The sequence below is a fragment of the Variovorax boronicumulans genome (assembly GCF_030812215.1).
GTDB lineage: Bacteria > Pseudomonadota > Gammaproteobacteria > Burkholderiales > Burkholderiaceae_C > Variovorax > Variovorax boronicumulans_C.
Window position 1 is genome coordinate 1 of the sequence record NZ_JAUSSG010000003.1, and the last position, 13,045, is coordinate 13,045.

A 13,045-nucleotide genomic window follows, 5' to 3' on the forward strand; every position below is an offset into this window, starting at 1 on the left:
GGCGGGGCGCCCCGCGGCCGCGGGGGGGGGGGCCGGCCCCCCCGCGGCGGCGGGCCCCGGGGCCCCCCCCGGGGGGGGGGGGGGGGGGGGGGGGGGGGGGGGCGGGGGGGGGGGCGCGGCCCCCCCCCCCCCCCCCCGCGCCTGTCGTGGCCTTGATGCCGTCGGTCGTTCGTGTCGCGGCGAGTGCGCTCAAAACAACACCGCATGCAAAGCACGCGGCGTCCACCAGATTCCTCCAAATTTGAACGAGACCATCCGTTCAGCCGCTCGATGTAGAGCAGCTGAAAACCCGGAGAAACCTGAATGAAGAAATCCCTCACGGCACTCGCCGCGCTGGCCGTCACCGGCCTGGCCTCTGCCCAATCGTCCGTTACCTTGTTCGGTGTCATCGATGCCGGCGTGAGTTACCAGAGCGCCACGTCGCGCGACCCGGTCACGGGTGCGAGCAGCAAGCAGAGCCAATGGAGTCTTGCCAACTCCGGCTACAACTCCAGCCGCATCGGCTTTCGCGGCACCGAAGACCTGGGCGGCGGCCTGGCTGCGAGCTTCTGGCTCGAATCGCCGATCAGCAACGACGACGGCGCCACCGGCATCGCCAGCTTCAACCGCCGCTCCACCGTCAGCCTCTCCGGCGGCTTCGGTGAACTGCGGCTGGGCCGCGACTACACGGCCACCTTCTGGAACGACACGGTGTTCGATCCGTTCGGCACCAATGGCTCGGGCACCAGCGCGATCTATTCGGTGAGCAGCAGCGCGGGCCTCGGCAACTCGAACTACGTGCGTGCGAGCAACATGGTCGGCTACTTCCTGCCGCCGAACCTCGGTGGCTTCTATGGCCAGGTGCAGTACGGCCTGAACGAGAACACCAAGACCAGCGCCACCGACACCACCGCCGCCACCAGCAGCAGCGCGGGCCGCTATGTCGGCGGCCGTTTCGGCTACGCGAACGGGCCGCTCGACATCGCATTGGCGGTGGGCCAGAACGTCGCGGTCGACACCACCTCGCTCACGCGCAAGGTGCAGACCATCAACCTTGGCGCGTCGTACGACTTCGGGCCGGTCAAGCTGTTCGGCGAGCTCTCGAACGTGAAGAACAAGTTCGACCTGGCCGTCGGCAACAGCCACGACAGCTACAACGGCTACCTGATCGGCGCGAGCATGCCGGTGGGCGCGGGCCTGATCCGCGCTTCGTACTCCACGGTGCGCTACAACGAAGGCGCGGTCGGCATCACCGGTGAAGACCCGCGAGTGAACAAGTTCGCCATCGGCTATGTGCACAACCTGTCCAAGCGCACCGCGCTGTACGCCACCGTCGCGCGTGTGAACAACCGCAACGATGCGGCCTACACCGGCAGCCTGGCGGCCGCGGCCACCACGGGCTACGGCAGCACGGGCGTGGGCTACACGGACCTGCCGCGCTCGTCGACGGGCTACGACTTCGGCATCCGCCACGCGTTCTGACGACGAGCCGGCCGGTGCGGCGGGGCGTTCGTCCTGTCGCATCCGGACAGCTGGTCAACGCCATGAGTTGATTGAAAAAAATGACGCGACGAATCCATCACCTCGCGGGCATGCTGGCAGCGGCCGGCCTGTCGGGTTGCATCATGCTGCCGCCGCCCATGCCACCCCGGCCGCCACCGATGCTTCGCGGTGGGCCACCGCCCTTTCCGATGGCCTTCGAGCATCGCGGGCCGCCGATGGCGCCGTGGGATCTGTGCGAAGGCCAGCCTGAAGGTGCGCGGCCCGCGTTGCCGGGGCCGCGCGCGGATGCACTGTCTGGAAGCTGCGAGCGCGGTGCCTCGGGGGCGCTGGAATACCGCGCGCCCGGACCGCGCTGAGGAAAGGCTGTACACACATGTACTCCGGCAGTCTGGGCTTCTTCATTGCGGTGGCCATCGCGCTTGGCCTTGCCGGCGTGCTCGCGATGATGGGCTCTCTCGTCGTCGTGAACATGCGGGCGGGCGCATCGGCCCGCAAGGTGGCGCTGCAGGCGCGCCACGACACGCGGCAGAAGATGCTGGCCAGCAGCGTGCAGGACCTGCGACCGCTGATCGGGGCAATACCGGATGCGGCGGTCCGCTTCGATATCCAGCTTCCGTCCGAAGCCGTGCATGTCTTCGCCGTCAAGGCCGAGTTGTGCGAACTGCTGGCCAAGATCGCAGCGCATGCGGCGAGCGTGATGTCCGCCGGTGCGACGCTGCAGGTTTCTGCGCGCGTGGAGCGAGGGCACGCCGTCGTTCACTGGCGCGATCTCGATGCAGAAGATGTGCGACCGCCGCTCGCGCGGTTCTTGGATGCGCTCGACGCCGCTTCGCAGGCCAGTGCGCGCGTCTGCGAGCGCATTGCGAGCCACCATGGCGGGCGCATCTATTCGGCGCCGCATGCCGATGGCGCGCTGGGCCTGACGCTCCGGCTGCCGCTGCACGGGTCCACCGCGGGGGCTTGAAGGGGGTGGGCGGCGGCACCGTGGAACTCCGCGTCATACTCGCGGTCCCACGGTGCCGCCGCCTTTCCTCCCGATGCCGAACGTGCGAATTCCAACCCTGTCGTCCCTTCTTCGCGTGCTCGCCGCGAGCGCGATTTTTCTAGCGACCGGTGCGCTGCATGCGCAAGCCTTGCCCCCGGGCGTGCGGCTCGGCATGACGGCCGATGAGTTGCAGGCGGCACTGCCTGCCGCCGAGCGCGTGCACCGCCCGCAACGCCTGACCGGCGGCCTGCTCGGAAGCTGGCGCGCGGCCCCAGTCGAAATGGCGGGACTGGTGTTCGAGCCGACCTTCTTCTTCGCAGCTTCGGAGTTGCGGCGCGTCGAATATGTGGCCACTGCGCAGTCCGCGCCCGACAGCGGCGCCTCCGCATTCGGCCAGCTCGTGCAATGGGGCCGCGGCGTGTTCGGCAACGAACTCGCGTCGCGCGATCCGGGCAGTGCCTATGCCGCGTGGACGAGCGGCGACACCGACGTCTACGTGCAGCAGATCAGCGACCCGCGCCGCGCGAGCGTGCGGCTCGTCTACAAGGCGCGGCAGCTGCGGGACGGCAGCGAACTCTGAGCGAGAACCTGTTCAGGCGGCGGTGAGCATGCCGCGCTGCTCGATGAAGGCCACCACCTCGGCCACGCCCGTGTGGGTCTTGAGGTTCGTCATCACGTAGGGCCGCTGGCGGCGCATGCGCTGCGTGTCCTGCTCCATCACGTCGAGGTTGGCGCCCACGTAGGGTGCGAGGTCGGTCTTGTTGATGACGAAGAGGTCGCTTTTCGTGATGCCGGGGCCGCCCTTGCGCGGGATTTTTTCGCCGGCCGCCACGTCGATCACGTAGATCGTGAGGTCCGACAGCTCAGGGCTGAAGGTGGCCGCGAGGTTGTCGCCGCCCGACTCGACGAACACCACGTCGGCATCCGGAAAGTCCTCGAGCATGCGGTCGATGGCTTCGAGATTGATCGATGCGTCCTCGCGGATCGCGGTGTGCGGGCAGCCGCCCGTTTCCACGCCCATGATGCGTTCGGCGGGCAGCGCACCGGCCACGGTGAGCAGGCGCTGGTCTTCCTTGGTGTAGATGTCGTTGGTGATCGCGACGAGGTCGTACTTGTCGCGCATCGCCTTGCAGAGCATTTCGAGTAACGTGGTCTTGCCCGAGCCGACGGGGCCGCCGATGCCCACGCGCAGGGGGGGCAGTCTCTTGGTGCGGTGGGGGATGTGGTGCAGGGCGGAGGTCATGGGCGTTGTCCGGTTCGGTCAGCTTCGAAAGAGGCGGGAATATTGTGTTTCATGGCGGGCCGACAGCACGGCCAGGAGGGGCGCGAAGGCTTGGCGTTCGCCATCGCCCAGTTGCATCGCGCGGTCGACGGCCGCGGGGATTTCGTTCGCCAGCCGCGCGAGGATGCGCTGGCCCGCGCTCTGGCCGAGCGGCACGGCCTTGACGGCCGCTGCCACCATGTTCTCGGCCCAGCCGAAGGCGAAGGCCAGGCAGCCGTCGTGCACCGTGGCGCCCGTGCGGCTGAGCGCGAAGGCGAAGGCCACGGGGTAGCTCGCGGGCAGGTCCGCGAAAACCTCGGCCGTGTCCGCGTGGTGCAGCTTGAGCCACTCGACGAAGGAGCGGCCCATCTGCTCGGTCTGCAGGAAGAATTCGGCCGATTCGCGGGTGGTCATCACCCACTCGTTGAGCTTGCGGATACGCGCTGCGTCGCTCGCGCGCCAGGCGGGGATGGCTTGTGCGACCAGTGCGAGGTCGCCGCGGGCGAAGCTCAGGTGCAACTGGTCGGCAAGCCATTCAGTGGCCTTGGCTTCGGAATCGATGCCGGCCCATTCCACGGCGGCCTCTACGCCTTCTGAATACGAGAAGCCGCCCACGGGCAGGGCGGGGGAGGCGAGCCAGATGAGCTGCAGGAGGCTTTGGGCGGCGGCTTTATCTTCGGCCACTTCAGGTCCCCGGCCGCTGTTGTTCAGGGCGAATGCACAGGCCACCGGGTACTTCCCTCCGCAAATGTCCCCCGGCTTCGCCTCCTCCTTGATTTCGCTGCGGGAAGCACCCGATGCCCTGTGCATCTTGGGGCGCTGCCGGTGTGAGGCCGATCAACGACTGCCCTGGCTCAGGCGTGGTCATGGTCGTCAAGCAGCTCCGGAGCAAGCACGAGCGGCTTCGGGCCCTTGGCGTGCGAATGGCCGTGATCGTGGCTGTGGTCGTGGCCATGATGGTCGTGACTGCCGTGGCCATGCTCGTGCGAGCCATAGGCGCCACCCTCGGGCTCGAAGGCTTCTTCCACCGCAACCACGATCAGGTGCATCGAGCGCAGCATGTCGGCCAGCACGTGGTCGGGTTCGATCTTCAGGTGATCGGGCTTGAGCTCGATCGGCACATGCCGGTTGCCCAGGTGATAGGCCGCGCGCGTCAGGTCGAAAGGCGTGCCGTGGGCGGTGCAATGCGTGATGCGCAGCACTGGCTGGGGCGCTGCGATGACGCGGATCAGCGAGCCGTCTTCGGCCACCAGCACGTCGCCGCCGCGCACCGCGGTGCCGCGCGCGAGGAAGATGCCGATCTGCCGGCCTTGCGAATCGGTGGCATCGAAGCGGCTTTTCTGGCGGACGTCCCAGTCGAGTTCGATGGTGGCGGCGCGCTTGAGGAGCACGGGCGCGAGGCCGCGGCCCTGGGGCATGAGTTTGTTGGCGGTGAGCATGGTGCGGGTGTTGCGAAGGGCGAAGGGGCGCCTGGGGCGCCGGATGACGAGGCGGATACCTTCGAGGATACGCAGCCTGTCAAGCGCGCGCCCGACCCCGTTTCAAAAGAGGAAATACCGCTGCGCCATCGGCAGCAGCTTCGCCGGCTCGCAGGTCAGCAGGTGGCCGTCGGCGCGCACCGCGTAGGTCTGCGCGTCGATCTCCATCTTCGGCGCGTAGCCGTTGTGGATCAGGTCCTTCTTGCGCACATTGCGGATGTTCTTCACCGCACTGAGGTTCTTGCTGAGGCCGTAGCGCTCCTTGATGCCCGAAGCGAGCCCGGCTTGCGACACGAAGGTGAGCGAACTCTTCGCGAGCGAGCCGCCATACGCGCCGAACATCGGGCGAAAGTGCACCGGCTGCGGCGTCGGGATCGACGCGCTCGGGTCGCCCATCGCCGCCATCGCGATGGTCCCGCCCTTCAGGATGGTGAAAGGCTTCACGCCGAAGAACGCCGGCTTCCAGATCACGATGTCGGCCCACTTGCCGATCTCGAGCGAGCCCACCTCATGCGCGATGCCGTGCGCAATGGCCGGGTTGATCGTGTACTTGGCGACGTAGCGCTTCGCGCGGAAGTTGTCGTTGCGCTCGCTGTCTTCGGGCAGCGTGCCGCGCTGCACCTTCATCTTGTGCGCGGTCTGCCAGGTGCGGATGATCACCTCGCCGACGCGGCCCATGGCCTGGCTGTCGGAGCTGAACATGCTGATCGCGCCCAGGTCGTGCAGCACGTCCTCGGCGGCGATGGTTTCCTTGCGGATGCGCGACTCGGCAAACGCCAGGTCCTCGGCGATGCCGGCGTCCAGGTGGTGGCACACCATGAGCATGTCGACGTGCTCGTCGAGCGTGTTCACGGTGTAGGGCATCGTGGGGTTGGTGGAAGAGGGCAGGAAGTTCGCCTCGCCCACCACGCGCAGGATGTCCGGGGCATGGCCGCCGCCCGCGCCCTCGGTGTGGAAGGCGCAGATCGCGCGGCCGCCGACGGCCGCGATGGTGTTCTCGACGAAGCCCGATTCGTTCAGCGTGTCGCTGTGGATCGCCACCTGCGTGTCGGTGGCGTCGGCCACATCGAGGCAATTGCTGATTGCTGCGGGCGTGGTGCCCCAGTCTTCGTGCAGCTTCAGGCCGATGACGCCGGCCTCGATCTGCTCGTGCAGCGCATGCGGCAGGCTCGCGTTGCCCTTGCCGAGGAAGCCCAGGTTCATCGGGAACGCATCGGCCGCCTGCAGCATGCGCTCGATGTGCCAGGGGCCGGGCGTGGCGGTGGTGGCGAAAGTGCCGGTGGCGGGGCCGGTGCCGCCGCCGAGCATCGTCGTCACGCCGGAAGACAGCGCCTCTTCGATCTGCTGCGGGCAGATGAAGTGGATGTGGCTGTCGATGCCGCCCGCGGTGACGATGTTGCCCTCGCAGCTGATGATTTCGGTGCCCGGGCCGATGACGATGTCCACGCCCGGCTGCACGTCGGGATTGCCGGCCTTGCCGATGGCGGCGATGCGACCGTCCTTCAGGCCGATGTCGGCTTTCACGATGCCCCAGTGGTCGAGGATGAGCGCGTTGGTGAGCACCGTATCGACCGCGCCCTCGGCGCGAGTGCGCTGCGATTGCGCCATGCCGTCGCGAATCGTCTTGCCGCCGCCGAACTTCACCTCTTCGCCGTAGCCGCCGGCGCGCAGCGTGTAGTCGGCCTCGACTTCGATCAGCAGTTCGGTGTCTGCCAGGCGAACCCGGTCGCCCACGGTGGGGCCGAAGATTTCTGCATAGGCGCGTCGCCCGATGGTGGCCATGTTTAGAGCTTTCCTTGAACCAGGCCGCGAAAGCCGTAGACGATGCGATCGCCCGAGTAGTCGACCAGTTCGACCGTGCGCTGCTGCCCCGGCTCGAAGCGCACCGCGGCGCCCGAGGCGATGTTCAGCCGCATGCCGCGCGCGGCTTCGCGGTCGAAGCCGAGGGCGCCGTTGGTCTCGGCGAAGTGATAGTGCGAGCCGACCTGGATCGGCCGGTCGGCGGTGTTCTGCACCACCAGCGTGAGGGTGCGGCGGCCGGGGTTGAGCGTGTGGTCGCCGTCGTCGGTGAGGAGTTCGCCGGGGATCATCGCGATCAGACGGCTTGTGCCAGCAGCGTTGCGCCCAGCACCACCACGGCGGCACCGGCCACGCGCGGGAGCCACGCGTTGGCGTGGCGCAGTGCCCAGCCGAGCGCGATGCCTGCGAGGTGCAGCAGCACGGTCGCGCTGACCATGCCGGCCAGCGTGAGCGCCGCGCCTTCTTCGCTCGCGAGTTCGTGGCCGTGGGCCACGCCGTGGAAGACCGCGAACACGCCGACCACCGCCATGGCGACGACGGCCGGCAGGTGAATGCGCGTGACCACCAGCAGGCCCAGCACCAGCAGCGAGGCCGCGATCATCGGTTCGACGGCCGGCAACTGCACGCCGGCCAGGCCCATCAGCGCGCCCACGAGCAGCATGCCGGCGAAGGCCAGCGGCGCCCACAGCAAGTCGGGCCAGGCACGGCGTGCGGCCAGCGCACTCCAGAGGCCGACCGCGACCATGGCCGCGAGGTGGTCCGCGCCGGTCAGCGGGTGCAGGAAACCGGTGGTGAAACCGTGGTGCAGGCCGCCGTCGACGCCGGTGTGGGCGCTGGCTGCCAGGGGCAGCAGGAGGGCGAGCAGGGCGAGGGTCTTGGAAGTGCTGTGGCGCATGACAGTTCTTTTTTTGAATGGGGTCAAACGATGGGTTGATGGACGGTGACCAGCTTGGTCCCGTCGGGAAAGGTGGCTTCGACCTGGATGTCCGGGATCATCTCGGCGATGCCGTCCATCACGTCGGCGCGGGTCAGCACCGAGCGCCCGTCGCTCATGAGTTCGGCGACGCTCTTGCCGTCGCGGGCGCCTTCCATCACGGCGGCGGAGATCAGCGCGACGGCTTCGGGGTAGTTGAGCTTCAGGCCGCGGGCCTTGCGGCGTTCGGCCAGCAGCGCCGCGGTGAAGATCAGCAGCTTGTCTTTTTCGCGCGGGGTCAGTTCCATGGGAGCGGCATCGGGTGGCTGGGAGAAGAGTCGGCCATTATGGGCAAGCCTTCTTCTTTGCAACAGTCGTGCCCTGTTCGCCAAAAGTCGTACGGATGGCACGAAAGATGCACCGAAACGGTGTGAATTCCGACGTCCCGCCCATCCCCTCCGACGACGCGCCTCAGCGCATCGTCAAGGTCCGGCGCGACTACAACAGCTGGGTCGCGAGCGAAACGCTCGAAGACTATGCGTTGCGCTACACGCCGCAGCGCTTTCGCAAGTGGTCCGAATGGCGGGTGGCCAACACGGCCTTCGGGGCGGCGTCGTTCCTGATCCTCGAGGCGGTGGGCGCCACGCTGCTGGTGCAGTACGGTTTTGCCAACGCCTTCTGGGCGATCCTGGTCACCGGGCTCATCATCTTCCTGGCAGGGTTGCCGATCAGCGTGTACGCGGCGCGCTACGGCGTCGACATGGACCTGCTCACCCGCGGTGCGGGCTTCGGCTACATCGGCTCGACGCTCACCTCGCTGATCTACGCCTCGTTCACCTTCATCTTCTTCGCGCTCGAAGCAGCCGTGATGGCCTATGCGCTGGAGCTGGCGCTGGGCATCCCGCCGGTCTGGGGCTATCTGGTGTGCGCGCTGGTGGTCATTCCATTGGTTACGCACGGGGTGTCGGCGATCAGCCGGCTGCAGCTTTGGACGCAGCCGCTCTGGCTGCTGATGCTGGTGGTGCCTTTTGTGTTCGTGCTTGTGCGCGATCCTGGTGCATTCGCGGGCATCGTGCACTACAACGGGGTCAAGGCCAGCACCAAGGGCTTCGATCTGCACCTGTTTGGCGCCGCCCTGACAGTCGGCATCGCACTCATCACCCAGATGGGGGAGCAGGCCGACTACCTGCGCTTCATGCCCGCGCGCACCGCCACCACGGGGCGGCGCTGGTGGGCGGGCGTGCTGGCCGGCGGTCCGGGCTGGGTGGTGCTGGGCGTCTTCAAAATGCTGGGCGGGGCGCTGCTGGCGTACCTTGCCATCACGCACATGGTGCCGGTGGAGCGCGCGGTCGATCCGAACCAGATGTACCTGGCGGCCTACGAGTACGTGTTCCCGAACTACGGCTGGGCGGTGGCCGCGACGGCGCTGTTCGTGGTGATCTCGCAGCTCAAGATCAACGTGACCAACGCCTACGCAGGCTCGCTCGCCTGGAGCAATTTCTTCTCGCGCGTGGCGCACAGCCATCCGGGGCGGGTGGTGTGGGTGGTGTTCAACGCGCTCATCGCCTTCATGCTGATGGAGATGAACGTGTTCGAGGCGCTGGGCGACGTGCTCGGGCTCTTCGCCAACATCGCCATCGCCTGGATGATGTCGGTGGTGGCCGACCTGGTCATCAACAAGCCGCTTGGTCTCTCGCCGCCGGGCATCGAGTTCAAGCGCGCGCACCTGTGGGACATCAACCCGGTGGGCGTGGGCGCGATGGCGCTGGCCTCGGTGCTGTCGATCACCGCGCACCTGGGCCTGTTCGGGCCGCTGGCGCAGGCCTTCTCGGCGCTGATCGCGTTGGGCACCGCGCTCGTCGCCTCGCCGGTGCTGGCGTGGGCAACCGGCGGCAAGTACTACCTGGCGCGGGCGTCGGATGCGACCGGCGCCGTGCACTTCGCTCCGGCGGCGGGCGGGCGCACGGTGCGCTGGGCGAAGGTCGAATCGGACGAGAACGGCAGCTACCAGCGCCTGAAGGTGCAGCACTGCGTGATCTGCGAGCGCGAGTACGAAGGGCCGGACATGGCGCATTGCCCCGCGTACCAGGGTGCGATCTGCTCGCTGTGCTGCACGCTCGATGCGCGCTGCGGCGACCTGTGCAAGCCGCATGCGAGCCTGTCGTCGCAGTGGTCGGCCGCATTGCGCTGGCTGCTGCCGCGGCGCAGCTGGCGCTACCTGGACACGGGGCTCGGGCATTTCCTGCTGCTCATGCTGATCATCGTGCCGCTGCTGGCCGTGGTGTTCGGCGTGCTCTACAAACAGGAACTGCGGGCGCTGGCCGAAAGCGCGGTCGAGCTCGCGTCGCAGACCAGCGTGTCCGAGGCATGGGCGGGCGTGCAGCAGTCGGCGCTGCGCTCGGGGTTTCTCAAGGCCTACATGGCGCTGCTGGTCATCGCGGGCATCGTGGCGTGGTGGCTGGTGCTCGCGCACCAGAGCCGCAAGGTCGCGCAGGAAGAGTCGAACCGCCAGACCCATCTGCTGGTGCGCGAGATCGAGCTGCACCGCGAAACCGACCGCGCCCTGCAGGCCGCCAAGCAAACCGCGGAAGAAGCGCGCGCCGTCGCCGAGCAGGCCCAGCGCGCCGCCGACCAGGCCAACCAGGCCAAGAGCCGCTACATCAGCGCCATCAGCCACGAGCTGCGCACACCGCTCAACAGCATCCTGGGCTACGCGCAACTGATGGGCGAAGACCACTCGGTGCCGCCGCATCGCCAGCAGGCGGTGGCGGTCATCAAGCGCGGCGGCGAGCATCTGCTGTCGCTCATCGAAGGCACGCTGGCCATCGCGCATATCGAGGCCGGCAAGCTCACGCTGCATGCGCGGCCGATGCGCTTTGCCGACACCATGCGGGAGCTGGCCGACATGTTCGAGCTGCAGGCGGCCGAGAAGGGGCTCCAGTTCCGCTTCGAGGCGGCAGGCGCCTTGCCCGAGGTGGTGCGCGCCGACGAAAAACGGGTGGGCCAGATCCTCATCAACCTGCTGGGCAACGCGATCAAGTTCACGGCGGCGGGGCAGGTCACGTTGCGGCTGGCGTATGCGCGCGAGTTCGCGGCCATCGAGATCGAGGACACGGGCCCGGGCATGACGACCGAAGACATCGACCGCATCTTCGAGCCTTTCGCGCGTGGCAATGCGGCCGCCGCGTCGGCGCCGGGCGCGGGCCTGGGCCTCACCATCGCCAAGATGCTGACCGACCTGATGGGCGGCGAGATGAAGGTGCAGAGCACGCCGGGCGTGGGGTCGCTGTTCTGCGTGCGGCTCTTCCTGCCGCGCGTGCACGACACGGCGGCAGGCGCGAGCCGGCCGGTGCCGGTGGCGCGCGCGCGCCGCGGCTACGAAGGTGCGCGCCGCCAGCTGCTCGTGGTCGACAACGAAGAGGCCGACCGCGACCTGCTCGACCATGTGCTTGCGCCGCTGGGCTTCGAACTGCGCACGGCCGCCAGCGGCCACGATGCGCTCGACCTCATCGCCGCGGGCTACCGGCCCGATGCGATGTTCGTGGACCTCGCGATGCCCGGCATCGACGGCTGGGAAACGATTCGCCGCGCACGCAAGCTCGGGCTGACCGATGCCTCCGTCGCCATCGTTTCGGCCAACGCCTTCGACAAGGGACTCGACAACGACGTGGGCATCGTGCCCGAGGACTTCTTCGTGAAGCCCGTGCGCCACACCGAACTGCTCGACTGGCTCGAACGCCGGCTCGGCCTCAAGTGGACCGACACCGCAGCCGCATTGCCTGCGCCGGCCGCACCGAAGACGATGCAGCCGCCCTCGCGCGAGCGCCTGCGCGCACTCGACGAAGCGGTGAGCCTCGGCTACTTTCGCGGCATCATGAACCAGCTCGACGACATCGACACCGAACAGCCCGAGTGCATGGCATGGACCGAGGCGCAGCGCGTGCTGGCGCGCCAGTTCCAGTTCGAGGCCATGAGCCGGGCGCTGGCCGAAGCAGTGAGTGCGCCATGACAACCACCCCGCCTCCCGAAACGTCGCCCCTCGCGCGAACCCTGCGCGACGAGGGCGTCAACGCCGACCTCGTGCTCATCGTGGACGACGTGCCCGACAACCTCGCGGTGCTGCACGACGCGCTCGACGAATCGGGCTACACGGTGCTCATTGCCACCAGCGGCGAGCAGGCGCTGCAACGGGTTGCGCAGGCGCGGCCCGACATCGTGCTGCTCGACGCGATGATGCCGGGCATCGACGGCTTCGAGGTGGCGCGCCGGCTCAAGGCCGACGCCGCGACGGCGCACATTCCCATCGTGTTCATGACGGGCCTCACCGAAACCGAGCACCTCGTGGCCGCGCTCGAAGCGGGCGGCGTCGACTACGTCACCAAGCCCATCAAGCCCAAGGAAGTGCTGGCACGCATGAACGTGCACCTTCAGGGCGCGCGCCGCGCGCGGCAGGACGCACGGCAGGCCGGCCAGGCGCGCAATGCGCTCGATGCCTTCGGCTACGCGAGCATCACCGTGCGGCTGCCCGAGGGGCGCCTGATCTGGCAGACGGCCCTTGCGCGCGACCTGCTGCACCGCTACTGCGAAACCCGCGCGCCCGAGACGCCGCCCGCGGTGCTCGAATGGCTGCTGCGCCACACACCCGATGCGCGCCAGCGCGGCATCGAGCCGCCGGCGCTCTCGATCGCGCAGGGCGCGAGCAGCCTCACGCTGCGGCTGCACCAGCAAACCGGGCAGGACGAGGACGGCGACGAGTGGATGATCATCATGCGAGAGGTGTCCGACACCGGCGTGATCGAGGCGATGAGCCTGAGCCTGAAGCTCACCGCGCGCGAGGCCGAGGTGCTGTACTGGGTGGTCAAGGGCAAGACCAACAAGGACATCGGCGAGATCCTGGGCAGCAGCCCGGCCACGGCCAAGAAGCACCTGGAGCGGGTGTACGTGAAGCTGGGCGTGGAGACGCGCACCGCAGCGGCCGGCGTGGCCATCAAGCGCATCCGCGAGCTGCAGCCACAGTTCGAGATCTGAGTCCGCTGAGCTGCGTCACCGCGCCGACTTTCCGCCTCCCTAGAATGGTCCGAGTGCCCTGGGATGCGCGATGAAGAACAACAGGCAGAGAACAACAA

13 protein-coding genes are annotated in these 13,045 nt (G+C 68.1%); 6 read left to right on the forward strand and 7 right to left on the reverse strand.

The window, feature by feature from the left end; genetic code table 11:
- Positions 1-303 precede the first annotated feature (303 nt).
- The 4 genes from J2W23_RS09265 to J2W23_RS09280 all read left to right on the forward strand — a co-directional run bounded on the left by J2W23_RS09265 (position 304) and on the right by J2W23_RS09280 (position 3,047).
- On the forward strand, positions 304-1,461 hold the full coding sequence (locus J2W23_RS09265; RefSeq protein WP_307648514.1) for a porin: 1,158 nt from the start codon (positions 304-306) through the stop codon (positions 1,459-1,461).
- Between the two features lie 80 nt (positions 1,462-1,541).
- A complete protein-coding gene (locus J2W23_RS09270) occupies positions 1,542-1,838 on the forward strand; it encodes a hypothetical protein (protein ID WP_307648515.1) in 297 nt (98 codons plus the stop codon).
- 17 nt (positions 1,839-1,855) lie between these two features.
- Positions 1,856-2,446, forward strand: a complete 591-nt coding sequence (locus J2W23_RS09275) for an ATP-binding protein (RefSeq protein WP_307648516.1) — start codon at positions 1,856-1,858, stop codon at positions 2,444-2,446.
- A gap of 73 nt (positions 2,447-2,519) precedes the next feature.
- Positions 2,520-3,047, forward strand: a complete 528-nt coding sequence (locus J2W23_RS09280) for a hypothetical protein (RefSeq protein WP_307648517.1) — start codon at positions 2,520-2,522, stop codon at positions 3,045-3,047.
- Positions 3,048-3,059: 12 nt separating this feature from the next.
- On the opposite strand, the gene ureG is transcribed toward J2W23_RS09280, so the two are convergent.
- From ureG to J2W23_RS09315, 7 genes are all read right to left on the reverse strand, one after another.
- On the reverse strand, positions 3,060-3,710 hold the full coding sequence (gene ureG / locus J2W23_RS09285) for an urease accessory protein UreG (protein ID WP_176659347.1): 651 nt from the start codon (positions 3,708-3,710) through the stop codon (positions 3,060-3,062).
- 18 nt (positions 3,711-3,728) lie between these two features.
- Positions 3,729-4,412 (reverse strand): urease accessory protein UreF, encoded by a 684-nt coding sequence (locus J2W23_RS09290; protein WP_307648518.1) that lies wholly within the window; start codon positions 4,410-4,412, stop codon positions 3,729-3,731.
- A 170-nt stretch (positions 4,413-4,582) separates the two neighbouring features.
- On the reverse strand, positions 4,583-5,167 hold the full coding sequence (gene ureE / locus J2W23_RS09295; RefSeq protein WP_176659349.1) for an urease accessory protein UreE: 585 nt from the start codon (positions 5,165-5,167) through the stop codon (positions 4,583-4,585).
- A 102-nt stretch (positions 5,168-5,269) separates the two neighbouring features.
- A complete protein-coding gene (gene ureC / locus J2W23_RS09300) occupies positions 5,270-6,988 on the reverse strand; it encodes an urease subunit alpha (RefSeq protein ID WP_176659350.1) in 1,719 nt (572 codons plus the stop codon).
- A 2-nt stretch (positions 6,989-6,990) separates the two neighbouring features.
- Positions 6,991-7,296: an urease subunit beta gene (locus J2W23_RS09305; protein WP_307648519.1), complete on the reverse strand. Its 306-nt coding sequence runs from the start codon at positions 7,294-7,296 to the stop codon at positions 6,991-6,993.
- Positions 7,297-7,301: 5 nt separating this feature from the next.
- Positions 7,302-7,901: a HupE/UreJ family protein gene (locus tag J2W23_RS09310; RefSeq protein ID WP_307648520.1), complete on the reverse strand. Its 600-nt coding sequence runs from the start codon at positions 7,899-7,901 to the stop codon at positions 7,302-7,304.
- Between the two features lie 23 nt (positions 7,902-7,924).
- Positions 7,925-8,227, reverse strand: a complete 303-nt coding sequence (locus J2W23_RS09315) for an urease subunit gamma (protein WP_093198389.1) — start codon at positions 8,225-8,227, stop codon at positions 7,925-7,927.
- A 107-nt stretch (positions 8,228-8,334) separates the two neighbouring features.
- Here J2W23_RS09315 and J2W23_RS09320 point away from each other — a divergent pair, with 107 nt between their 5' ends.
- Positions 8,335-11,928: a hybrid sensor histidine kinase/response regulator gene (locus tag J2W23_RS09320; protein WP_307648521.1), complete on the forward strand. Its 3,594-nt coding sequence runs from the start codon at positions 8,335-8,337 to the stop codon at positions 11,926-11,928.
- The gene (locus tag J2W23_RS09325) at positions 11,925-12,947 is read left to right on the forward strand and encodes a response regulator transcription factor (protein ID WP_307648522.1); all 1,023 of its coding nucleotides are present in this window, start codon (positions 11,925-11,927) and stop codon (positions 12,945-12,947) included. The genes J2W23_RS09320 and J2W23_RS09325 overlap by 4 nt, the downstream gene beginning before the upstream one ends.
- Positions 12,948-13,045 lie beyond the last annotated feature (98 nt).

Bases quoted from the DNA above. Each gene is read 5' to 3' on its own strand.
- ureE (WP_176659349.1), bottom strand. From the start codon at position 5,167: ATGCTCACCGCCAACAAACTCATGCCCCAGGGCCGCGGCCTCGCGCCC.
- J2W23_RS09270 (WP_307648515.1), top strand. From the start codon at position 1,542: ATGACGCGACGAATCCATCACCTCGCGGGCATGCTGGCAGCGGCCGGC.
- J2W23_RS09275 (WP_307648516.1), top strand. From the start codon at position 1,856: ATGTACTCCGGCAGTCTGGGCTTCTTCATTGCGGTGGCCATCGCGCTT.
- J2W23_RS09320 (WP_307648521.1), top strand. From the start codon at position 8,335: ATGCACCGAAACGGTGTGAATTCCGACGTCCCGCCCATCCCCTCCGAC.
- J2W23_RS09310 (WP_307648520.1), bottom strand. From the start codon at position 7,901: ATGCGCCACAGCACTTCCAAGACCCTCGCCCTGCTCGCCCTCCTGCTG.
- J2W23_RS09325 (WP_307648522.1), top strand. From the start codon at position 11,925: ATGACAACCACCCCGCCTCCCGAAACGTCGCCCCTCGCGCGAACCCTG.
- J2W23_RS09315 (WP_093198389.1), bottom strand. From the start codon at position 8,227: ATGGAACTGACCCCGCGCGAAAAAGACAAGCTGCTGATCTTCACCGCG.
- J2W23_RS09265 (WP_307648514.1), top strand. From the start codon at position 304: ATGAAGAAATCCCTCACGGCACTCGCCGCGCTGGCCGTCACCGGCCTG.
- J2W23_RS09305 (WP_307648519.1), bottom strand. From the start codon at position 7,296: ATGATCCCCGGCGAACTCCTCACCGACGACGGCGACCACACGCTCAAC.
- J2W23_RS09280 (WP_307648517.1), top strand. From the start codon at position 2,520: ATGCCGAACGTGCGAATTCCAACCCTGTCGTCCCTTCTTCGCGTGCTC.
- ureG (WP_176659347.1), bottom strand. From the start codon at position 3,710: ATGACCTCCGCCCTGCACCACATCCCCCACCGCACCAAGAGACTGCCC.
- ureC (WP_176659350.1), bottom strand. From the start codon at position 6,988: ATGGCCACCATCGGGCGACGCGCCTATGCAGAAATCTTCGGCCCCACC.